The organism is Streptomyces sp. SPB162 (assembly GCF_029504575.1).
Classification (GTDB): Bacteria; Actinomycetota; Actinomycetes; order Streptomycetales; family Streptomycetaceae; genus Actinacidiphila.
This window is the reverse complement of record NZ_JAQFII010000001.1, coordinates 1846906-1868056: the sequence shown is the minus strand read 5'-3', so window position 1 is coordinate 1868056 and position 21151 is coordinate 1846906. Positions and strand designations below refer to the sequence as shown.

The window sequence follows — 21151 nt, the reverse complement described above, 5'->3', positions numbered from 1 at the left end:
GAGGAGCCACAGTGAAAGCCTCCGCCTTCGTGTACCCGTGGGACGTCGTCGGTGACCCGGACGCCCCACGCCGGATCGCCGACCTCGGCGTTCAGCAGGTCACGCTCGCGTCCGCGTACCACTCCACGCGCGCCCTGACCCCCCGCCACCCGCGCCGGCGCATCGTCACGGCCCGGCACGCGGCCGTGCTCTACCCGCCGGACCCCCGGCGCTGGAGCGGCCGCGCGCTGCACCCGTACCCGCAGTCGTGGGTGCCGGCGACCGACGCCTACGGGGAGGCGGCGGCCGCGCTGTCGGCGGCCGGGCTCTCCGTCCACTCGTGGGTGGTGCTCGCGCACAACTCCCGGCTGGGCGAGGAGTTCCCCCGCACCTCCGTGCGCAACGCCTACGGCGACCGCTACCCGTGGGCGCCGTGCATCGCCCAGCCCGAAGTACGCGCCTACGCCGTCGACCTCGCGGTGGAGGCGGCGGTCAGGCCGGGGACCGACGGCACCGAGCTGGAGTCCTGCGGCTGGTACGGATTCGGCCATCTGCACGCGCACGACAAGGTCGGGGGAGTGCCGCTGGACGGGGCGGCCCAGTATCTGATGTCGCTCTGCTTCTGCCGCACCTGCCGGGACGGCTACGAGGGGCTCGGGCAGGACCCGGACGCGCTGCAGGGTGCCGTGCGGGCCGCGCTGACACCCGTGTGGTCCGGCGAGCGGGAGCCGGCGCCCGGCGACCGCGCGGCCGAGTGGGCCGAGGTCGAAAAGGTGCTCGGCGTGGACCTGGCCGGCGCGACGCTGTCCTGGCGCGCGATGGTGGCCCGCCACTTCCAGCGCGAGATCGTCGCGGCGGTCCGCGCCGAGGCCGGCCCCGGCTTCCGCATACTCCTGCACGGCGACCCCGGCACGCACCGCACGGGCGCGAACGTCGGCGTCGATGCCGAGGACGTGCTCGCGCACGCCGACGGCCTCGTCCTGCCCTGCGCCGGCGGCCCGGCCGAGCGGGCCGCCGTACTCGGCCCCTTCGCGCCGCACCGGCGTCCGGGGACCGTCCTCGCCGCCAACTTCCCCGTCGTCGCCGGCATGGGCGGCAGCCCCGGCACCCTGGCGGCCGACATCACCCACGCCGCGGGCCTCGGCGCCACCGAAGTCCGGCTCTACCACGCGGGTCTGGCCTCCGACGCGGACCTGGAAACGGTCCGCGCGGCCCTCGGGACCCTGCGGTCCTGAACCGATTTGTAGGGTGTGTGATGGGCCTGTACAACTGCCCTCACCTGTCGGACCAGCCTGTGGGGGGCTTTCCATGACCACTGAACCACCCGTTTCCGGGGACGAGTCGGCCATACCGGACGACGTCTGGGAGAGGCTGCTCCAGGACAGCGAACGGGATATCCGGGCGCAGGCTCCCAAGGAGCCCTCGGCGCGCGCCCGGATGGTGACGGAGCGGCTCCGGCGTGAGGCGGAACTTGACGCGCGCCGGCAGCAGAGGAGCGGCGGGCGGTGGGGGCGTCGCGCGAAACCGGCGCGGTCCGCTGAGCCTTCGGGCTGGCGCACCGGGCCCAGCTGGCAGGACAGGGAGCGCCGGGCGACCCGGCGGCGCCTGCGCGGAGCGCTGGGTGTGGCGCTGGTGGTGGTGGTCCTCCTCGTGGTGCTCAATCCGGGCACCGCGCTGGACTGGCTGCACGGCGACTTCGGCGGTTCCGGCTCCACCGACGCGACGGGCCACCGCTCCGACGGCTCCGGCCGTCCCGCCCCCCTGCCTCCGGAGACGGCGCCGCCCACGGCCGCCCCGCCCCTCGACCCGATGGCGGACACCCCGACGCTCGAGGAGCCCTTCCGCGGCTCGCCGGCGCTGCTGTACGCGGACGGCGCGGCCGGGATCGTCCTGCCCCCGGCCAAGCCGGTGGGCCGGATGACGCTCCAGCAGGTGGAGAGCGCGCTGAGCCGGACCAAGGAGTTCCTGGTCGACACGAACCTCAATCCGGCGACGCTGCGCGGGGAGCGCCCGCGGACCGCGATGGGCCTGATCGACCCGCTGGAGACGGACACCCTCGCGGGCTGGGACGCCTCCTTCCACAAGCCGGGCAAGGATCACGACCCGCTGGACCTGGCGAGCCGGTTCGACCCGGCCAAGGTGCGGTTGGTCGGTGACGTGGTCAAGACCCGCGGCCTGGTCACGTTCAAGGAGGGCAGGTTCGGTTCGGTCGCCGTGCACGCCGACTTCTCCTTCGTCTACCCGGTGACCGCCGCCGACGGCCACTCGTCGGTCGTCACCCGCACCATCGTGCGGCGCGTGCTGGACTTCGACGTCGCCGACCCCCAGGCCAGGCGGGCGACCGCGGGCAAGCTCTGGCTCATCCAGAACCAGCTGGACATCAGCAACACGGCCTGCGACACCGACGACGGTTTCCTGCACCCGAACCTCGCCGCGACCGGCGACGGGACCCCGGACCCCTCAGGCCCCGCCGTGGACCCCTACGACCGCAGCAAGTCCCTCGACGCGGAGCCGAAGGACTGCGGCCGGACCCTCCGCGTCTGACGGAGGGAGCCGAGGGCCCGTCAGAGGCGGCGGGTGGCCAGGGTCAGGCGGTCGCGGGCGTCGAAGAGGGCGTCCTTGATCATCTGCTCGTGGGCGGGGGTGAGGCGGGCCACCGGGACGGAGCAACTGACCGCGTCCCGGGCCGGAGTACGGTACGGGATGGCGATGCCGAAGCAGCGCAGTCCGAGGGTGTTCTCCTCGCGGTCGACGGCGAAGCCCTGCTCCCGGATGACCGCGAGTTCCTCGATGAGCTTCTCGCGGTCGGTGTGGGTGTGCTCGGTGAGGGGTTCGAGGGTCTCGGGGAGCAGCTTGCGGACCTGCTCGTCGGAGTACGTGGCGAGCAGTGCCTTGCCGAGCGAGGTGGAGTGGGCCGGCAGGCGGCGGCCGACCCGGGTGAAGGGGCGCAGGTAGTGCTGGGACTGACGGGTCGCGAGGTAGACGACGCTGGTGCCGTCCAGTCGGGCGAGGTGGATCGTCTCGCTGGTGTCGTCGGAGAGCCGGTCGAGGGTCGGGCGGGCCGCGGCGACGACCTCGTCACCGTCGATGTACGAGGTGCCGACCAGCAGGGCGCGGACGCCGATCCCGTACCGCGTCCCGGTGGCATCGGTCTCGATCCAGCCGAGCTCGACCAGGGTGCGCAGCAACATGTACAGGCTGGACTTGGGGTAGCCGACGGACTCCTGTACGGCCGCGAGGCTGTGCATTCCGGGGCGCCCCGCGAAGAACTCCAGCAGTTCGACCGTACGGACCGCGGACTTGACCTGGGAACCGCCACCCTCGCCAGCAGACATCGTCCTGACCCCTCTTGTTCGGCCCCGGACCCTGCAAGTAGGCTCCGGAATGGTTCAAAGATTCATAAGTGAAGACGCTGTTCAGCATATCGAACAGTGGCTGATCCGCATGAGGCAAATCTGGAGGTTCCCCGGTGGCTGTTCCAGTCTGGTCCGTCGACCCCCGTACCGGGAAGCAGCGGGAGCAGGTGGCGGACGAGGCCACCACGGCGGAGATCGACGCCGCCGTCCGCGCCGCGGCCGCCGTGCTCCCCGCGCTCGCCGACCGCAGCGTACGCGCCCGGCTGCTGCGCACCGCCGCCGACCTGCTGGAGGAGGCCGGCCCGCAGGTGCTGGAGGCGGCCGACGCCGAGACCGCGCTCGGCCCCGGCCGGCTGACCGGTGAGCTCGCCCGCACCACCTTCCAGCTGCGCGCGTTCGCCGACATCGTCGATGAGGGCGCCTTCCTGGACGTCGTCATCGACCACGCGGACCCGGCCGCCAAGCCGGCTCCCCGCCCCGACCTGCGGCGCTACAAGATCCCGCTCGGCGTCGTCGCGGTCTACTCGGCCAGCAACTTTCCGCTCGCGTTCTCCGTCCCCGGCGGCGACACCGCGAGCGCGCTGGCCGCCGGCTGCCCGGTCGTCGTCAAGGCGCATCCGGACCACCCCGCCACGTCGGAGTTGTGCGCGAGCGTGCTGCGCCGCGCCGCCGTCCAGGTCGGGCTGCCGGCCGACGTCGTCGCCGTCGTGCACGGCTTCCAGGCCGGCATCGACCTCATCAAGCACCCGCTGGTCAGCGCCGCCGGGTTCACCGGCTCGGTACGTGGCGGGCGGGCGCTCTTCGACGCGGCCGCGGCCCGTCCGAAGCCGATCCCGTTCCATGGCGAGCTGGGCAGCCTCAACCCCGTCGTGATCACCGAGGGCCGCGGCGGACGAGCGGGCCGAGCAGATCGGCGCGGGACTCGCCGGGTCCATGACGCTCGGCGTCGGCCAGTTCTGCGTCAAGCCCGGACTGGTGCTGGCCCCGGCCGGTGCGGCGGGCGACCGGCTGCTCAAGGCCGTCACCGCGGCCGTCAGCGACTCGGACGCGGGCGTCCTGCTCGACACCCGGATGCGCGACGCCTTCGTCGCGGGCGTCGAGGCCAGGGCCGCGCTGCCCGGCGTCGAGGCCCCGGTGACGCCGGGCTCGGGCGGCGAGCACACCGTCAGCGCCGGCTACCTCACCGTTCCCGCCGGCCGGCTGGCCGCGGAAGGGCCGCACGACCTGCTGTTGGAGGAGTGCTTCGGGCCGGTGACGGTCGTCGCGCGCTACGAGGACCGCGACCAGATCACCGCGGTGCTGGAGCGGCTGCCCGGCAACCTCACCGCCACCGTCCACATCGGCGAGGAGGAGGCGGGACAGGAGGACGGCCCGGCCACCGCGCTGCTCGCCGAACTCACCCCGCTGGCGGGCCGGCTGCTCGTCAACGGCTGGCCGACCGGCGTCGCCGTCGCCCCCGCCCAGCACCACGGCGGCCCGTACCCGGCGACCACCTCCACGTCCACCTCGGTCGGCGGCACCGCCATCGAGCGTTGGCTGCGCCCGGTCGCGTACCAGGACACCCCGGTCGCGCTGCTCCCCGCCGAACTGCGGGATGAGAACCCGCTGGGCCTGCCGCGCCGCTATGACGGCCGGCTGGAGATCTGACGGCGTTTCCGCCCCGGGACAGACGTCGGGGACGGGCCGCCCGCGGCGACCCGTCCCCGAGGAGCACGTACTAACGCACCGAGGAGCACGTACTAACGCACCGAGGAGCACGTACTAACGCACCGGTGTGAAGTCCCGTGCGCCGATGAACTCCGGCCGCCGCACCGGCGCCGCGAAGGGCTCGACCGCCGCGTTCTCCACGCTGTTGAAGACGATGAAGACGTTGCTGCGCGGGAACGGCGTGATGTTGTCGCCGGAGCCGTGCATGCAGTTGCAGTCGAACCAGGTCGCCGAACCCGCCGCGCCCGTGAAGAGCTTGATGCCGTGCTCCCCGGCGAGCTCGGTGAGCGCCTCGTCGGACGGGGTGCCCGCGTCCTGCATCTGCAGCGACTGCTTGTAGTTGTCCTTCGGCGTCTCGCCCGAGCAGCCGAGGAACGTGCGGTGCGATCCCGGCATGATCATCAGGCCGCCGTTGGTGTCGTGGTTCTCGGTCAGCGCGACCGAGACGGAGACCGTCCGCATGGCGGGCAGGCCGTCCTCGGCGTGCCACGTCTCGAAGTCCGAGTGCCAGTAGAACCCCGACGCGCCGAAGCCGGGCTTGACGTTGATCCGGCTCTGGTGGACGTAGACGTCGGAGCCGAGGATCTGGCGGGCGCGGTCCGCGAGCCGGGGGTCGCGCACCAGCTCGGCGAAGACCTCGCTGATCCTGTGCACCTCGAAGACCGAGCGGATCGATCCGGACTTCGGCTCGACGATCGCCCGCGGATCGGCCCGGACCGCCGGGTCGGCGCAGAGTCGGTCCAGCTCCTGGCGGTAGCGGTCCACCTCGCCCGGCATCAGCAGCTGGTCGACGGCGAGGAAGCCGTCCCGGTCGTAGCCGCGCAGCTCGGCGGGCTGGATCGGGCCGGGGGTGCCGTACTCGGACCACACGACCGGGTCCCGGCGCGGGGTGACGACCTCGGACGCGCCACGCGTCGGGTAGCGGCTGGTGATGGTGTCGGTGGTGATCGTCGTCATGGCGTCAGGCTCCCTCGGTCTCGGTCCGGGTCTTGGTACGGGTGGCGGTCGCGCCCCCGGTCTCGGTCAGCAGCGGGTAGACCCCGTTCTCGTCGTGCACCTCCCGCCCGGTGACGGGCGGGTTGAAGACGCAGACGAACCGCAGATCGGTCTTGGGGCGCATGGTGTGCCGCTCGTGGCCGTCGAGGAGGTAGAGCGTGCCCGGGGAGATCCAGTGGGTCTCGCCGGTCTCGTCGTTGGTCAGCTCGCCCTCGCCCCCGACACACAGCACCGCCTCGATGTGGTTGGCGTACCACATGGACGTCTCGGTCCCGGCGTACATCGTGGTCTCGTGCAACGAGAAGCCCACGCCCTCGGCGGCGAGGATGATGCGCTTGCTGCGCCAGGTGCCGGTCTCGGCGGTCACATCGCGGTCGGTGCCCTCGATGTCCTTGAAGGATCGGACGATCATGTACGTGCCTCTGCTTTCGTTCCGTTCGCGGCCGGGTGCGGGTGCTCGCTCAGACGGTCTCGCCGACCACTTCGCTCACGGCCCGCGTGAGGGTGCGCAGGCCCTCGTCCAGCTCGTCGGGGGTGATGGTCAGGGCCGGCAGCAGCTTGACGACCTCGCTGCGCGGTCCCGAGGTCTCCAGCAGCAGACCCAGCTCGAAGGCGCGGGCGCAGACCCGGCCGGCGATCGAGGGGTCGATGAACTGCAGGCCCCAGGCCATGCCGCGGCCCCGGTACTCGGCGCCCGCGCGAGCCTGCGCCCGGCAGATCGCGCGCAGCGCCGTCTCGACCTGCTCGCCGCGCATCACCGTCTGCTTCTCCAGCTGGCCGTCGGCCCAGTAGGCGTCCAGCGCGGCGGTGGCGGTGACGAACGCCGGGTTGTTGCCGCGGAAGGTGCCGTTGTGCTCGCCCGGCTCCCAGACGTCCAGTTCCGGCGTGAAGAGCAGGAGGGACATCGGCATGCCGTAGCCGCTGATGGACTTGGAGAGCGTGACGATGTCGGGCGTGATCCCGGCTTCCTCGAAGGAGAAGAACGCGCCGGTGCGACCGCAGCCCATCTGGATGTCGTCGACGATCAACAGCATGTCGCGGCGCTTGCACAGGTCGGCCAGCGCCCGCAGCCACTCCGCGCGGGCGACGTTGATGCCGCCCTCGCCCTGGATCGTCTCGACGATCACGGCGGCCGGCTGGTTGAGGCCGGAGCCCTGGTCGTCCAGCAGCCGCTCGAACCACAGGAAGTCCGGTACCCGGCCGTCGAAGTAGTTGTCGAACGGCATCGGGGTGCCGTGCACCAGCGGGATGCCCGCGCCGGCCCGCTTCATCGAGTTGCCGGTGACGGCGAGCGAGCCCAGCGACATCCCGTGGAAGGCGTTGGTGAAGGAGACGATCGACTCGCGGCCCTTGACCTTGCGGGCCAGCTTCAGTGCGGCCTCGACGGCGTTGGTGCCGGTCGGGCCGGGGAACATCACCTTGTAGTCCAGCGCGCGCGGCTCCAGCACCACCTGCTGGAAGCGCTCCAGGAAGGTGCGCTTCGCGGTGGTGCTCATGTCGAGGCCGTGGGTGACGCCGTCGCGCTCCAGGTAGTCCAGCAGCGCGCGTTTGAGCACCGGGTTGTTGTGCCCGTAGTTGAGCGCGCCGGCACCGGAGAAGAAGTCGAGATAGGCGTGGCCGTCCTCGTCGTACATGACGCTGCCCTGGGCCCGGTCGAAGACGACGGGCCAGCTGCGGCAGTAGCTGCGGACCTCCGACTCCAGGGCCTCGAAGACGGTCATGTCGGGGGCGGTGATGGTCACTGTGCCTGCTTTCCGTGAGACGGGATGAGGGGGGTGCGGGGGTGGTGCTGGTGGTTCTGGTGGTGCGAAGTCAGGGTGAGCGCGGTCGCGTCAGGCCGTCGGGCCGATGCGGAACAGCACCTCGGAGTCGTGCCCGTCCGGGAACAGGGCTTCGGGGAAGAGGACGTCGCGCTCGACCGGCGCGCCGTGGCGCTCGGCGAAGGAGGTGAACAGCCGTTGCGAGGCGGCGTTGTCCGGCGTGATCGTGGTCTCGATCCAGCGGACCCCGCCGGCGGCGACGCGTGCCGCGAGGTGGTCGAGCATGGCGGCGGCCACACCGCGGCCGCGCTGCTCGGCGTCGACGGCCACCTGCCAGACGACCAGCGTCTGCGGCTCCTCGGGACGGATGTAACCGGTCACGTAGCCCACCGGGGCCTCGTCGGCGTCGCGGGCCACCACCGAGGTGGCGGCGAAATCGCGGCACCACAGGAGATAGCTGTACGAGGAGTTGAGGTCGAGCGTCCTTGCGTCGCGGGCTATGCGCCACATCGCTCCGCCGTCGTCGACCGAGGGGGTGTCGAGGAATGCGGGGGCGATCGGCGCCTTCAATTCCGTAGCGGCGTTCATGCGGAACGAACTTACCGAGCTAAAAGTGGAATTGCATGGGGCAAAGGCCTTTACGGAGCTGGTCGGCCATGTTATCGCGCGGGCAGGTGCGGGTGGCTGAAACCGTACCGAGACCTGATGGTATGTCCTGATATTACCGGGCAATTAGATCTTGGTGTGGACTCCGTCACATTATGGGATTGCGCCCGGCAGTAGGAGAAAAATCAATGTGTTTAGCCTCTGGGGTGTTGGGCAGGAGTCATTCGGAAGAATACCTCCGGGGAATTCACCTGAGAAGTGTCAGGAAAAGCCGAATTCCCCGGAAGCGGCGTCAGCCAGAAAGCGCCGTGCCCAGTGCCGCCAGGCTCCGCGCGACCACCGCGGGGTCCGCGGCGGGCCCGTAGTGGTTGACGCGGACCATCTCCTTGGCGAGCGCGCCGCCGCCCGCGACGAGCGGTACCGACGGGTCCAGGGCGAGCGCCCGCGACACGAGCGCGGTCGCGTCGGTGCCCGCGGGCACCCGCAGCGTCGTCGCGACGGGCGCGGCGTCGCGCACCTCGTGCACATACGGCTCCAGGCCGCCGCCGAGCGCGAGTGCGCCCTCGCGGGTCGCGGTGGCGGCCGCCCGGTGCCGGGCGATCACCGCGCCGAGGCCGTCGGCCTCGATCCGCTCCAGGCACGCGTCCAGCGCCAGCATCTCCAGCTGCGCGGGCGCGTGCGGCAGCACGGCGCGCCCGGCGTCGATCCAGCGCTCCTTCCAGTCCAGGAGGGAGAGGTACGACCGGCGCGGCGCCGCCGGGTTGGCCGCCATCCGCTCCCAGGCGCGGGCGCTGACCGAGACCGCCGAGACGCCCGCGGGGCCGCCCATCGCCTTCTGCGCGCCGATGACGCACAGGTCCACGCCCCACGCGTCCGGCAGCAGCGGTTCCGCGGCCACCGAGGCGACGGCGTCCAGCATGAACAGCGCGCCGTGCGCGCGCACCACCTCGCCGATCTCCGCCACCGGGTTCGTGTTGCCGGTGGCCGCCTCGGCGTGCACCAGCGAGACGAAGTCGATCCCGGGGTGCTCCGCCAGCGCGCGCTCCACCTGCTCGGCGCTCGCCGCTCCGTGGAACGGTACGGCCAGGTCGATGACCTCGGCGCCCGCGTCGCGCAGCCAGTCGCCGAACGTTTTGCCGTACGGGCCGGTCACCACGTTGAGCGCCGCCGAGCCGGGCCGCGCCCCGCTCCGGATGCAGCCCTCCAGGGGCAGCAGCGCCTCGCCCTGGGTGATGACGACGTCCTGCTCGGTGTCCAGCAACGCCGCGACACGTCGTTCGATCGCGGCGAAACGCGCGGCGGTCAGCGGTGGCAGGTCGAGGAGGGGGTGCGTCACGATGTGTCTCTTCCGTACGTGTGAGGAGCCCGGGGTGGACCTGGGGCCTTCCGGCGCCCGAGGGCGCCGTCGCGAGCGTACCTCCGACCTTTTAGGGTGCTGGGCATGAGTCTCCTGGGTGATCGCGGTGCGCTGCACGTCAAGGGCCGGGTGCTGGTCGAGCCCGAGGACGTCAGGGACGAGGTGTGGGTGCTGGACGGCCGGATCTCCTACGACCGGCCGGCCGGGGCGCGCGAGGTGACCACCGTCGAGGGCTGGGCGCTGCCCGGCCTCGTCGACGCGCACTGCCACGTGGGCCTGGACACGCACGGCCCGGTGGACGCGGAGACCGCGGAGAAGCAGGCGCTGACCGACCGTGAGGCCGGCACCCTGCTGCTGCGCGACGCCGGGTCACCGTCCGACACCCGCTGGATCGACGACCGCGAGGACCTGCCGCGCATCATCCGCGCCGGGCGGCACATCGCGCGCACCCGCCGCTACATCCGCAACTACGCGCACGAGATCGAGCCGGGCGACCTGACGGCGTACGTCCGCCGGGAGGCGCGGCGCGGTGACGGCTGGGTGAAGCTCGTCGGCGACTGGATCGACCGCGAGGCGGGCGACCTGACGGCCTGCTGGCCGCGCGGCGCCCTGGAGGAGGCCATCGCCGCCGCCCACGAGGAGGGCGCCCGGGTCACCGCGCACTGCTTCGCGGAGGACTCGCTGCGCGACCTCGTGGAGGCGGGTATCGACTGCGTCGAGCACGCGACCGGACTGACCGAGGACACCATCCCGCTCTTCGTGGAACGCGGCGTCGCCATCGTCCCGACCCTCGTCAACATCGCGAACTTCCCCGCGATGGCGGCCGGCGGCGAGTCCAAGTTCCCGCGCTGGGCGGCCCATATGCGGCGGCTGCACGAGCGCCGGCACGACACGGTGCGCGCCGCGCACGACGCCGGCATCCGGATCTTCGCGGGTACCGACGCGGGCGGCTCGCTGGCGCACGGCCTGATCGCGGACGAGGTCGCCGAACTCGTCCTGGCCGGCCTCCCGCCCGTCGAGGTGCTCTCCGCCGCGACGTGGGGTGCCCGCGCGTGGCTGGGCCGTGCCGGGCTCACCGAGGGCGCCTCCGCCGACCTGGTCGTGTACGCCACCGATCCGCGCGCGGACGTACGGGTGCTGGCCGACCCGCGGCGCATCGTGCTGCGCGGGCGGGTGGTGGGTTGACGCAGCGTTACGTGAAGGGGCTGTGGATCGTTGGACAGCAACGCGGACGCGGTGGTGCGTCAACGGGAGCGAGGCCGCCATCACGTGGCACGGGTGACAGGTGGGAACGTACGTGCAGCGAGATTCGAAGACAGTGCCGGAAACCACCCGTATGGGTGAACTAGCTTCGGGTAGTCGTCGGTTCACTCTCGGTGCGTAAATATGGCGGGACCGAGGTCCCCGGCGGACGCGTTGTCCCCTCAAGCGACGCCGCTGACTCCAAGCCACTCGTGGGGGTTCCACCGTGTACAGCTCCAACTTCAGCCTGCCCGCACGCCGTTCGGCCGCCGCCATCGGCGCGGCCGTCGCGCTGGCGGCAGGTGCGCTGGCCGTCGCCCCGGCGGCCCAGGCGCATCCCTCCGGCACCTCCGGGGGCGCCTCCGGCAGCGGCTCGGAGAGGGGCAGGTCGACCGCGACCGTTCTGCGCGCGGGTCTCGACGTGTCGCTGCTGAACAAGACGGTCGACGTGCCCCTGAATGTCTCGCTCAACGACGTGAAGGCGCCGGCCGACGCCGACGAGACCGCGCTCACCGCGAAACTGGCGGGTGTCGACAACGGCAAGCCGTTCACCATGCTCCGGGCGGACGTCGCCACCGCCCGGGCGACGGCCGACGCGCACAAGGCGGAGGGCTACGCGAACCTGGTCCGCGCCGAGGTGCATCTGCCCGGCCTGCCGCTGCTGTCCCTGATCAGGATCGAGGCGGTCACCTCCAAGGCCACCTGCGAGGCGGGCCGGAAGCCGACCGCGTCGGCCACCCTCGCCGGTGTGCGGGTGCTCGACAAGAAGATCAGCCTGACCGCCACCGGGCCGGCGACGAAGGTGGCGGTGCCAGGGGTCGGGGAGGTCAGCCTCGACCTGTCGAAGACCTGGATCACGACGCGGACGGCCGCGGCCACCGGCCTGGAGCTGAAGGTGAAGGTCAACCCGGGCCACCTGAACGTCGCCGACGTCAGCGGCACCGTGACGCTGGTCAAGGCGGCGTGCGAGGCACCGAAGGTGATCGACCCGACGACCGGCGGCACCCACGGGGGCGCCACGAACGGTGGTGCTACCGACGGCGGGGCCGCCAACGGGGGTGCCACGAACGGTGGTGCTACCAGCGGCGCTGCGAACGGCGGTACCGGCGACGGCGGTTCCACCGGGGGAGCGTCGTCCGGCGGGTCGTCGACCGGTGGCGCCTCGGGCGGGAGCTCCGGGGCGAGCGGCGGGTCGAGCGGCGCGAGCGGTTCCGGGGGCACCGGCGGCAGCGGCGGGTCCCAGCCGCAGTCCGGTCCCACCACCCGGAAACCTCGCCCAGACCGGCAGCGGTTCGAACGCCCCGCTGCTCGCCACGGGCGCCGGTGCGCTCGTGGTGGTCGGCGGCGGAGCACTGTACCTGGCGTCCCGCCGCCGCAAGGCCGCGCAGGCGCCGGCGGCCGCCGAAGCGGACGCGTAGACGGCCGGCTTACGACCGGATGGGGGCCCGAGGGGGTGTGAGGGGGAACCGAGGGTCCCGGAGGGGGAATAGTGGAGGGCGGCGCCGTTGTCGGCGTCGCCCTCTACTGTGGTGTCCAGGGGAGAGCAAGCAGAGTTCACAGGGTTCGCTTCACGGTTCGCTTCACGGTTCGTTACAAAGTTCGTTTCTGGGTTCGCTTCAGGGGTCACGGGGTCCGCTGGACGGGCCGGGGGTCGGGGGACGCGATGGACAGCGCGCTGTTCGGGGGCAGGTACGAGATCCGGGAGCTGCTCGGGTCCGGAGGCATGGCGCGGGTCCATCTCGCGTACGACACCAGGCTCGGCAGGACCGTCGCCGTCAAGACCCTCCTGCCGGAGCTGGCCAAGGACGCCGAGGCCCGCCGCCGCTTCGCGCGCGAGGCCCGCGCCGCCGCCGGGCTCAACCACCCCGGCATCGTCACCGTCCACGACCAGGACGAGGTGCGGACGGACGAGGACATCGTGCCGTACCTCGTCATGGAGTACGTGGACGGCAGCACCCTCGCCGACCTGGCCCGCAGCCAGGTCAGGCTCGACATCGAGCGGGCCGTCAGGATCACCTGCGACATCCTGGACGCGCTCGCCCACGCCCATACCCGCGGGCTGGTCCACCGGGACGTCAAACCGTCCAACGTCCTGATCACCTCGACGGGTTCGGTCAAGGTCGCCGACTTCGGGATCGCCCGGGTCGTGCACTCGCTGACCCGCATCACCGGCACCGGATCCGCCCTCGGCACCCCCGGCTACATGTCACCCGAGCAGATCGAGGACCGCGAGGTCGACGCGCGCAGCGACCTGTACGCGGTCGGGTGCATGCTGACCGAACTGCTCACCGGCACCGTTCCGTTCCCCGGTCCGACGCCGCTGACGGTGATGTACGCCCACGTCCACTCCACCCCGGAACCGCCCTCGGCGCGGAACGCGGCGGTCCCGCCCGAACTGGACGCGGTCGTGATCGCCGCCCTCTCCAAGAACCCGGCGCTGCGCCCGCGCAGCGCGGCCGCCATGCGCGACGACCTGAACGGCTGGCTCGCGGCTCCCCGGGGCGGTGCCGCCCCGGCCCCGCCGGCCGTCCCGGCCCCCGCCCCGCGGCCGGTCGTGCCCCTGCACCCGGCCTACAACCCGCCGCACACACCACCGCACACCCCGGTGCCGCAGTTCCTGCCGCCGGTGTCCCAGCGGCCCGCGGAGGTGTACACCGCGCAGCGGTGGGGCGCGGCACCGGCCGACCCGCGGCGCGGCAAGGTGCGGCGGATCGCGCTCGTCGCCGTCTCGGCGGCCGTGGTGCTGACGGTCGGCACGGTGCTCGCCGTCCGCCTCGGCACCTCGTCGCGCTCGCCCGAGCACACCGTCACGGCTCTTGACCTCGTCGACCAGCGCCACCCCGGCACCGGTTTCAACGGGGCTGTCACGGGCACCGTCAACCCGTCCACGGCCAAGGGCGGCACCCTCAAACTGATGTCGTTCTACGCCCCCGACTCGCTGGACCCGGCGCGCTCCTACTCCCCGCTCGCCTGGAACCTGGACCGGCTCCTGCTGCGCAAGCTCGTGGACTTCGCCCCCCAACCCGGCCAGGCGGGCGCCGCGCTCGCGCCGGACCTCGCCACCACCACCGGCACGATCAGCGACGACGGGCGGACGTACACGTACACCCTCAAGAAGGGCGTGGCGTTCGAGGACGGCACGGCCATCACGTCCAAGGACATCAAGTACGGCATCGAGCGGACGTTCGCGACCGACCTGTTCAGCGGCGGGCCCACGCATCTGAGGGACCTGCTCGACCAGGGCCAGTCCTACCCGGGCCCCTACAAGGACACCGACCCGGACCAGCTGGGCCTCAAGAGCGTGCAGACGCCGGACGACCGGACCATCGTCTTCCATCTCGACGCGCCCTTCGCCGACTTCCCGTACGTGCTGGCGCTGCCGATGTCCTCGCCCGTGCCGCAGGACAAGGACACCAAGGACAACTACGAGAAGCAGCCGGTCGCCAGCGGTCCCTACAAGATCGCCTCCTACGACCGCGACAAGAAGCTGCGCCTGGTGCGCAACGACAAGTGGGACCCGGCCACCGACGGCATCCGCACGGCCCTGCCGGACACCGTCGACTTCACGGTCGCGGCGAGTTCGGACGCGGTCGACGCCGCGCTCCTCAGTGGGGAGGCCGACCTGGATCCCGGCCAGGCAGGTGTCCAGGACGCCACCCGAACCAAGATCCTCGCCAGCGACAGCCTCAAGGCGAACGCGGACTCCGCCCTGGTCGGTGCCGTCCGGTACTTCTCCCTGCAGACGGCCGTCGCGCCCCTGAACGACTACCGCTGCCGATGGGCGGTGCAGTACGCGGCGAACCGCACGGCGCTGCGCGACGCGGGCGGCGGGAAGGACGCGGGGGACGTCGCGGGCGGAATGCTGCCGCCGACGGTCGGCGGCTACGACCCGCATCTGAACACCTACGGGACGACCTCCGGCCGCGCCTATCCCGACCTCGCCAAGCGCCAGTTGTCCGACTGCGGTCACGCGTCCGGCTTCTCGACCACGATCGTCACGGCCAACGGCAATCCCCGGACCAAGGCCGTCGCGGAGAGCCTGCGCACCCAGCTGGCCGCCGTCGGGATCACTGCCAGGACGGAGTACCCCGAGGCCGCGGACCTGTACGCGACGCTGCCCGACCAGAAGAAGCTCAAGGAGCGCGGGTGGGGCATCATCCTCACCACCTGGCAGGCCGACTGGCCAACCCCGGCCGGTTTCCTGCGCCCGCTGCTGCTGACCGGCAGCCCGTCCAACTACGCGGCCCTCGCCGACCAGCAGCTGAAGGACCTGATGGACGAGGCCGACGCCAAGACCGACCGGAACTCCGCCGACAGCGTCTGGCGCACCGTCGACTCCACCTCGCAGGACCGCGGCACGCTGATCCCGTTCATGTACGTGCGGGAGCTGAACTACCGCTCGGCGCGGCTGACCAACGTCTACCTCCACCCGGCGCTGGGCGGTATCGACCTTCAGGCGCTCGGCGTCAAGGGCTGAGCGTCGGGTTCCCCCGCTCCGGCCCGCTGCCGCGCGCCTTGGCCAGGGCCTCGACGAAGGCGTCCGTGGTGGCGGCGTCGCGGACGGCGATCCGCAGCCACCGCGCGTCGAGCCCGGGGAAGGTGTCGGCGCGGCGGACGGCGAAGCCGAGGTCGCGCAGCCGCTCACGGACGGCCGCCGCCCCCGGCAGCTCGACCAGGACGAACGGCCCGGCGGGCGTGCCCGCGACCCTCAGGTCGTCGAACTCGCCCAGCCGGGCGAGCAGATGCGCGCGGCAGCCGGCGATGTCGGCCGCGGCCCGGTCCGCCTCCGCGAGCGCGTCCGGTGCCACGCACGCCTCGATGGCGGCCAGCCCGGGCGACGAGACCGCCCACAGCGGCTGCGCCCGCTCCAGCAGGGCGATGTGCTCCGGCCCGGCGAGCGCATAGCCGATCCGCAGTCCCGCCAGACCCCAGGTCTTGGTGAGACTGCGCAGCACGACGAGGCCCGGCACGTCGCGGCGCGCGGCCAGCGAGGCGGACTCGCCGGGCACGGCGTCCATGAACGCCTCGTCGACGACCAGGGTTCGGCCGGGCCGGGCCAGCCGTGCGACCGCGTCGGACGGATGGAGCACCGAGGTCGGGTTCGTCGGGTTGCCGAGCACGACGAAGTCGGCGTCCTCGGGGACGGCCGCCGGATCGAGGCGGAAGCCGTCGGCGGCCTCCAGGACCACCCGGTGCACCCGGTGCCCCGCGTCGCGCAGCGCCGCCTCCGGCTCGGTGAACTGCGGGTGCACCACGATCGCGTGCCGCGGCGCGAAGGCCCGCGCCAGCAGCACGAACGCCTCCGCCGCGCCCGCCGTCAGCAGCACCTCGTCCACCGGCCGCCCGTGCCGCCGGGCGACGGCGGCACGGGCCGCCCGCCCGTCGGGGTAGGCGGCCAGGCCATCGAGCGAGACTGCGATCACGTCCTTCAGCCACTGCGGCGGCGTACCGGTGCGGACGTTGACGGCGAGGTCGGTCAGCACCCCGCCGTCGTCGCGCACCTCCGCGTCGCCGTGGTGCCGCAGGTCGTAACCGTCACCTTCGGTGTGGTCAGTGGGAGTGGGCATGGTGACCGTGGTGGTGGTCGTGGCCGTGCTCGCCCGACGGGTCGTCGGGGTGGTGGTGCGGCTGCTGTGGGGCGCCGACCCGGTCCTCGAAACCGGGGAGCTTGACGCGGTACACGCAGGAGTCGCAGTTCATCCGCAGATCGCCCTTGAGCGTCTCGCGGTAGCGCTCCATCACCAGGTCGGCCAGCTCCGGCTCCGGCCCGATGACGGCCGCCTGCCGCACGTCGGTCTCCTGGTGTGCGGCGGCCCACTCGGCGGCCTGGTCACGGACCCGGTCCGGCAGGATTCCGGTGAACAGGAAGTACGGCAGCACCACGATGCGCCCGGCACCCAGCTTGCGGCAGCGATCGAGACCCGAGGGCACGTCCGGCGCGGCCAGCGACACGAACGCCGTCTCGACGCTCGCGTAACCACGGCCTTCCCACAGCAGGCGCGCCACCTTGTATATCTCGGCGTTGGCGTCCGGGTCAGTGGAGCCGCGGCCGACGAGCAGCACGGTGGTGTCCGAGCGGTCGTCGTCGCCCAGCACCTCGTCCAGCCGCCGCTCCAGGATGGTCAGCAGGCCCGGGTGCGGGCCCAGCGGCCGGCCGTAGGTGTACGTCGTGCCGGGGTGCCGCTGCTCCTCGCGGGCCAGGGCCGCCGGGATGTCGCCCTTCGCGTGCCCCGCGGAGACCAGCACCATGGGCACCGCCGCGAAGCCGCGGACGCCCTGGCCGACCAGTTCGGCGACGGAGTCGGCCAGCGGCGGCGGCGACAGCTCGATGAAACCGCCGCCGACCGGCAGGCCCGGGTTGTGCTCGCCGAGCTGCCGGACGAAGGCGCGGAAGGCTTCGGCCCCGGCCTCGTCACGGGTTCCGTGGCCGACGAGCAGGAGTGCGGGCGGGGTCACAGGGAGTTCTCCTTGTTGTTGAGGGGTGCGGTGACGGGTGCAGTACCGGGGGCAGTGCCGGGAAATTCGGTGTAGAGCAGGGCGTTGAGCGCGGCGGACGCGACGGCCGAGCCGCCCTTCTCGGAGATGTTGCTGACGGCGGGCAGGCCGGTGGCGCGCAGCGCGGCCTTGCTCTCCGCGGCCCCCACGAAGCCGACCGGCAGGCCGATCACCAGGGCGGGGGCGGCGTCCAGCGTCAGGAGTTCCTCCAGCGCGGTCGGCGCGCACCCGATCACCCAGACGGCGCCCGGCCCGACCTGCTCGTAGGCGAGCCGGATCGCGTGCGCGCTGCGGGTCAGTCCAGGTCCCGAGCGTCCGTCCTTGAGCCGGCAGACGACAGGCCGGGTGGTGATCCCGGCGGCGACCATCTCGACGTCCGCGACGATCGGGGCGCCCGCGTGCAGCGCCGTGTGGGCGGCGCGCAACTCGTCCTCGTCGCAGACGAGTTCCCGGGCGTACTCCAGATCGGCGCTGGAGTGGATGACCCGCTCGACGACGGCCCGCGTCAGCGGCGGGAAGTGCGAGGTGTCGAGGCGGGAGCGCAGTCTGCGGAACGACTCCTGCTCGATGGGGTGGACGGTGCGGGTCACGGGGAACCTCCCGGTCTGTCGTTGTCGGGTGGGGCGGGGCACGGGTGCGGGCGCGGGCCGGTCATGCCTGCCACCGGTAGCCGCGCGGCGTCACCATGCGGCCGGCCACGTTGCGGGTGGCGGTGTTGCCGACGGTCACGACGGTCACCATGTCGACCGTCGTCACGTCCAGCGCCGCGATGGTCGTCACCTCGCTGCGCTCGTCGGGCCGGGACGCGGCGTGTACGACGCCGACCGGGGTACCGGGCTCCCGGTGCTCCGCGAGCAGCGACAGCGCCTTCGGCAGCTGCCAGTCGCGGCCCCGGCTGCGGGGGTTGTAGAAGGTGACGATCAGATCGGACTCGGCCGCCGCCCGGACCCGGCGCTCGATGACGTCCCACGGGGTGTGCAGATCCGACAGGCTGATCGACACGTGGTCGTGGCCCAGCGGCGCCCCCAGGATCGCGGCGGCGGCGAGCGCGGCCGTCACGCCGGGGACCCCGACGACGTCGATGTCGTCCGCGGCCTCGGCGAGCGCGGGCGACGCCATCGCGTAGACGCCGGCGTCACCGCTGCCGATCAGGGCCACCGCGTGGCCCGCGCGCGCCTGCTCCACGGCGGTTCTGGCCCGCTCCTCCTCGGCGCCCAGACCGGACTCCAGGATCCGGGTGCCGGGCCGCAGCAGGTCCCTGATCTGGTCGACGTACTGGTCCAGGCCGACGATCACCGACGCCCGGCGCAGCTCCTCGCGGGCCCGCGGCGTGAGCAGGTCACGCGCGCCGGGGCCGAGCCCGACCACCGCGAGGCGGCCGCGCGGCCGGCGCCGCGCCACGGCGGCGGTCGCCATGGCGGCCCCCCGCGCGGGCGCGGACTTCCGCTTGGGCACCAGCAGTTCGCCGCCGGGCGCCGCCGCGAGCGCGGCCGCCTCGGCGACGGACGGAGTGCCGACGGCCGCCAGCGGCGCGTCCGACGGGTTCGGCACGTCGATCCCGGCGAGCCGGTCCGCGCCGAACGTCAGCAGCGGCACCCCGAGGCGCTCGGCGGCCTCGACGATCCCCACCTCGTCCGCCTTCGCGTCCACGGTGGCCAGCGCGGCGACCGACCGGGGCGAGAGAGCGGCATCGGCGAGCGCCTCCCCGATCAGCGTCAGCACCTCGTCGACGGGTACTCCCCGGCTACCGCCCACGCCTACCACCAGTGACGGCGGACGGAGCAGCACGGTGGCAGCGGCCACATCGGCACTGGTCACACGGTCGGTGACGATGAGTGAGACGTCACTGTCAGTGGTGGCCGTTACGTTGGGTGGCAGAGCAGGAAGGGGGTGGACGCCATGGGGGGTGTCCAGACGTACGGGGTCGCCGTCGAGGATCGCGCGGCTGACGGCCGCGACCGCGCCTTCGACGGGCCAGCCCAGCATGTCGAGGCCGGGCACACCGGCGGCGTCCGTGGCGGTGCTGACCACCGGACGGCAGCCCAGCACGTCCGCGACGCGCTGCGCCAGTTCGTTCGCGCCGCCGCGGTGGCCGCCCAGCAGGGCTATCGCGTGCTGGTGCGTCTCGTCCACCGTGACGATGCCGGGGTCGGTGTCCTTGCCGCGCAGCAGCGGCGCGACCATGCGGACGACGGCGCCGGTGGCGAGGAAGCACACCAGCTGCTCGCACTCGGCGAAGGCACGCCCGACCGCCTCGCGGACCGGCCGGTCGTAGACCCGGACCTCGTCCGGCCAGGCGGCGGCCAGGTGTTCGCAGCCGCGCTGCCCCGCCGACGTGGCGGAAATCAGGCCGATCACAGAATTGCTCCTTCGGTGCCGGGCCGGGTGGCCCACAGGACGAATACGGGATTGTTGGCGGCGAGCCGGGTGACGCCGCCCGGCAGCGGCGCCAGCCGGGAGGACTGCAGCAGCAGTCCGTCCGGCTCGAGACCGGCCGCGGACAGGGCGTCGCGTACGTCGCCGACGCGGTCGACGGCCGCCAGGGTCACGACCACGGTCCTGCGGGCGCGCCGGGCACAGGCGCCGACGATGCCGGGCAGATCGCGCCCGCCGCCCCCGATGAAGACGGCGTCGGGGTCCGGGAGCTGGGAGAGCACGGTCGGCGCGGCGCCGTGCACGATCTGCACGTCCACGCCGTGGGCCGCCGCGTTCGCCCGGATCCGCCCGATCCCGTCGGAGGTCTGCTCGACGGCGACCGCGGCGGCGCCGAAGCGGGCGCACTCCACGGCCACCGAGCCCGAACCGGCCCCGATGTCCCACACGAGGTCACCGGTGCGCGGGGCGAGCCGGGCCAGGGCCAGGGCCCGCACCTCGAACTTGGTGATCATCGAGTCGCGGTACCCGAACGCCGACTCGGGCAGCGCCCATCCGGCCGGCGCGGCCGGCGGTCCCGCGACGATCCGCTGGACCGGCGACAGCACCCGCGCCTCGTCCAGACAGAGCACGACGCTCACCCCGGTCCCCGACCAGTCGCGGACGGCGGCGTCGGCGGGGGAGACCCGCTCGACGGTCTCGTCCGCCGTCCCGAGGGCCGCCGCGACCACCAGCGTGCGCTCGATGCCGGTCCGGGCGAGCGCGGCGCCCAGCTCGGCGGGACCGGCCCCCGGCCCGGTCAGCACCGCGGTCTTGGGGTGCGCGCGGCACACGTTGACGGCCGTGCGCGGATCGCGGCCGTGCGCGCTGACGACGACCGCGTCGTCCCAGGACAGACCGAGCCGGGCGAAGGCCACGGCGATGGAGGGGGAGGACGGGCGGACGTTGAGGGCCGCCGGGCCGAAACGCGCCCCGAGGGCCCGGACGATCCCGAAGAACCCGGGGTCGCCGGAGGCGAGTACGGTCACCTGCCGGTTCCGGTGCTCCGGTGAGCCGAGGTGCCGCTCGATACCGTCGAGGGCCGGAGCGAGCGGACCGAGGACGATCCGCTCCACGGTGTCCGGCAGCCGCGCCGCCTCCAGATGGCGGCGCGCGCCGACGACGAGCGTGGCGCCGGCCGGAGCCGTGGCGGCGCCGCCGGTTCCGGTGCCGATGACGGTGATCGCGCCGGGTGCGGGCGGGCTGGAGGTACGCGGCAGTTCCGGCTCGCGGGGGCCGGG

The 21151-nt window shown here is 73.0% G+C and carries 16 protein-coding genes and 2 pseudogenes; 7 read left to right on the top strand and 11 right to left on the bottom strand.

All coding sequences use genetic code 11. The features are described 5' to 3' along the window. Positions 1-11: 11 nt before the first annotated feature. Both M2266_RS08670 and M2266_RS08665 read left to right on the top strand, forming a co-directional pair. Positions 12-1214 carry a hypothetical protein gene (locus M2266_RS08670; protein ID WP_277437646.1) on the top strand — a complete coding sequence of 401 codons (1203 nt, stop codon included), beginning with the start codon at positions 12-14 and terminating at the stop codon, positions 1212-1214. A gap of 73 nt (positions 1215-1287) precedes the next feature. Further along, positions 1288-2523 (top strand): hypothetical protein, encoded by a 1236-nt coding sequence (locus tag M2266_RS08665; protein WP_277437645.1) that lies wholly within the window; start codon positions 1288-1290, stop codon positions 2521-2523. A 20-nt stretch (positions 2524-2543) separates the two neighbouring features. Here M2266_RS08665 and M2266_RS08660 read toward each other — a convergent pair whose 3' ends face one another. Beyond that, positions 2544-3314 (bottom strand): IclR family transcriptional regulator, encoded by a 771-nt coding sequence (locus M2266_RS08660; protein ID WP_277437644.1) that lies wholly within the window; start codon positions 3312-3314, stop codon positions 2544-2546. A 188-nt stretch (positions 3315-3502) separates the two neighbouring features. Between M2266_RS08660 and M2266_RS08655 the strand changes: the two are divergent. Continuing rightward, a pseudogene (locus M2266_RS08655) lies at positions 3503-4982 on the top strand (aldehyde dehydrogenase (NADP(+))). Between the two features lie 114 nt (positions 4983-5096). On the opposite strand, the gene thpD reads toward M2266_RS08655, so the two are convergent. The 5 genes from thpD to M2266_RS08630 form a co-directional block, all read right to left on the bottom strand. Beyond that, the gene (gene thpD, locus M2266_RS08650; protein WP_277437643.1) at positions 5097-5999 is read right to left on the bottom strand and encodes an ectoine hydroxylase; all 903 of its coding nucleotides are present in this window, start codon (positions 5997-5999) and stop codon (positions 5097-5099) included. Positions 6000-6003: 4 nt separating this feature from the next. Beyond that, a complete protein-coding gene (locus M2266_RS08645; RefSeq protein ID WP_277437642.1) occupies positions 6004-6450 on the bottom strand; it encodes an ectoine synthase in 447 nt (148 codons plus the stop codon). A 49-nt stretch (positions 6451-6499) separates the two neighbouring features. Continuing rightward, positions 6500-7780: a diaminobutyrate--2-oxoglutarate transaminase gene (ectB, locus tag M2266_RS08640; protein WP_277437641.1), complete on the bottom strand. Its 1281-nt coding sequence runs from the start codon at positions 7778-7780 to the stop codon at positions 6500-6502. A gap of 90 nt (positions 7781-7870) precedes the next feature. Beyond that, positions 7871-8386 (bottom strand): diaminobutyrate acetyltransferase, encoded by a 516-nt coding sequence (gene ectA, locus M2266_RS08635; protein WP_277437640.1) that lies wholly within the window; start codon positions 8384-8386, stop codon positions 7871-7873. 310 nt (positions 8387-8696) lie between these two features. Next, positions 8697-9740, bottom strand: a complete 1044-nt coding sequence (locus tag M2266_RS08630) for an aminotransferase class V-fold PLP-dependent enzyme (protein WP_277437639.1) — start codon at positions 9738-9740, stop codon at positions 8697-8699. A gap of 105 nt (positions 9741-9845) precedes the next feature. Between M2266_RS08630 and M2266_RS08625 the strand changes: the two genes are divergently transcribed. From M2266_RS08625 to M2266_RS08610, 4 genes and pseudogenes are all read left to right on the top strand, one after another. Further along, positions 9846-10946, top strand: coding sequence for an amidohydrolase family protein (locus tag M2266_RS08625; RefSeq protein WP_277437638.1), 1101 nt, complete (start codon positions 9846-9848; stop codon positions 10944-10946). Positions 10947-11229: 283 nt separating this feature from the next. Further along, positions 11230-12327: pseudogene (locus tag M2266_RS08620) on the top strand (SCO1860 family LAETG-anchored protein); the annotation flags it as partial. After that, positions 12308-12421 carry a hypothetical protein gene (locus M2266_RS08615; protein WP_277441110.1) on the top strand — a complete coding sequence of 38 codons (114 nt, stop codon included), beginning with the start codon at positions 12308-12310 and terminating at the stop codon, positions 12419-12421. The pseudogene M2266_RS08620 and the gene M2266_RS08615, both read left to right, overlap by 20 nt. Before the next feature lie 245 nt (positions 12422-12666). Beyond that, positions 12667-15480 carry an ABC transporter substrate-binding protein gene (locus tag M2266_RS08610; protein ID WP_277437637.1) on the top strand — a complete coding sequence of 938 codons (2814 nt, stop codon included), beginning with the start codon at positions 12667-12669 and terminating at the stop codon, positions 15478-15480. Here the strand turns inward: M2266_RS08610 and cobC are convergent. The 5 genes from cobC to cbiE all read right to left on the bottom strand — a co-directional run bounded on the left by cobC (position 15470) and on the right by cbiE (position 21094). Next, a complete protein-coding gene (cobC, locus tag M2266_RS08605; RefSeq protein ID WP_277437636.1) occupies positions 15470-16570 on the bottom strand; it encodes an Rv2231c family pyridoxal phosphate-dependent protein CobC in 1101 nt (366 codons plus the stop codon). The two genes, M2266_RS08610 and cobC, sit on opposite strands and share 11 nt — an antisense overlap. Beyond that, positions 16554-17459 (bottom strand): sirohydrochlorin chelatase, encoded by a 906-nt coding sequence (locus tag M2266_RS08600; RefSeq protein WP_277437635.1) that lies wholly within the window; start codon positions 17457-17459, stop codon positions 16554-16556. The genes cobC and M2266_RS08600 overlap by 17 nt, the downstream gene beginning before the upstream one ends. After that, positions 17456-18088: a precorrin-8X methylmutase gene (locus M2266_RS08595; RefSeq protein WP_277437634.1), complete on the bottom strand. Its 633-nt coding sequence runs from the start codon at positions 18086-18088 to the stop codon at positions 17456-17458. The genes M2266_RS08600 and M2266_RS08595 overlap by 4 nt, the downstream gene beginning before the upstream one ends. Before the next feature lie 61 nt (positions 18089-18149). Continuing rightward, a complete protein-coding gene (cobJ, locus tag M2266_RS08590) occupies positions 18150-19856 on the bottom strand; it encodes a precorrin-3B C(17)-methyltransferase (RefSeq protein WP_277437633.1) in 1707 nt (568 codons plus the stop codon). Then, complete coding sequence (cbiE, locus tag M2266_RS08585; protein WP_277441109.1) at positions 19853-21094, bottom strand: precorrin-6y C5,15-methyltransferase (decarboxylating) subunit CbiE; 1242 nt, start codon at positions 21092-21094, stop codon at positions 19853-19855. The genes cobJ and cbiE overlap by 4 nt, the downstream gene beginning before the upstream one ends. Between the last annotated feature and the right edge of the window lie 57 nt (positions 21095-21151).

Coding starts and splice junctions, on each gene's coding strand:
- M2266_RS08610 (WP_277437637.1), top strand. CDS start 12,667: ATGGACAGCGCGCTGTTCGGGGGCAGGTACGAGATCCGGGAGCTGCTC.
- M2266_RS08665 (WP_277437645.1), top strand. CDS start 1,288: ATGACCACTGAACCACCCGTTTCCGGGGACGAGTCGGCCATACCGGAC.
- M2266_RS08660 (WP_277437644.1), bottom strand. CDS start 3,314: ATGTCTGCTGGCGAGGGTGGCGGTTCCCAGGTCAAGTCCGCGGTCCGT.
- M2266_RS08645 (WP_277437642.1), bottom strand. CDS start 6,450: ATGATCGTCCGATCCTTCAAGGACATCGAGGGCACCGACCGCGATGTG.
- ectA (WP_277437640.1), bottom strand. CDS start 8,386: ATGAACGCCGCTACGGAATTGAAGGCGCCGATCGCCCCCGCATTCCTC.
- thpD (WP_277437643.1), bottom strand. CDS start 5,999: ATGACGACGATCACCACCGACACCATCACCAGCCGCTACCCGACGCGT.
- cobC (WP_277437636.1), bottom strand. CDS start 16,570: ATGCCCACTCCCACTGACCACACCGAAGGTGACGGTTACGACCTGCGG.
- M2266_RS08625 (WP_277437638.1), top strand. CDS start 9,846: ATGAGTCTCCTGGGTGATCGCGGTGCGCTGCACGTCAAGGGCCGGGTG.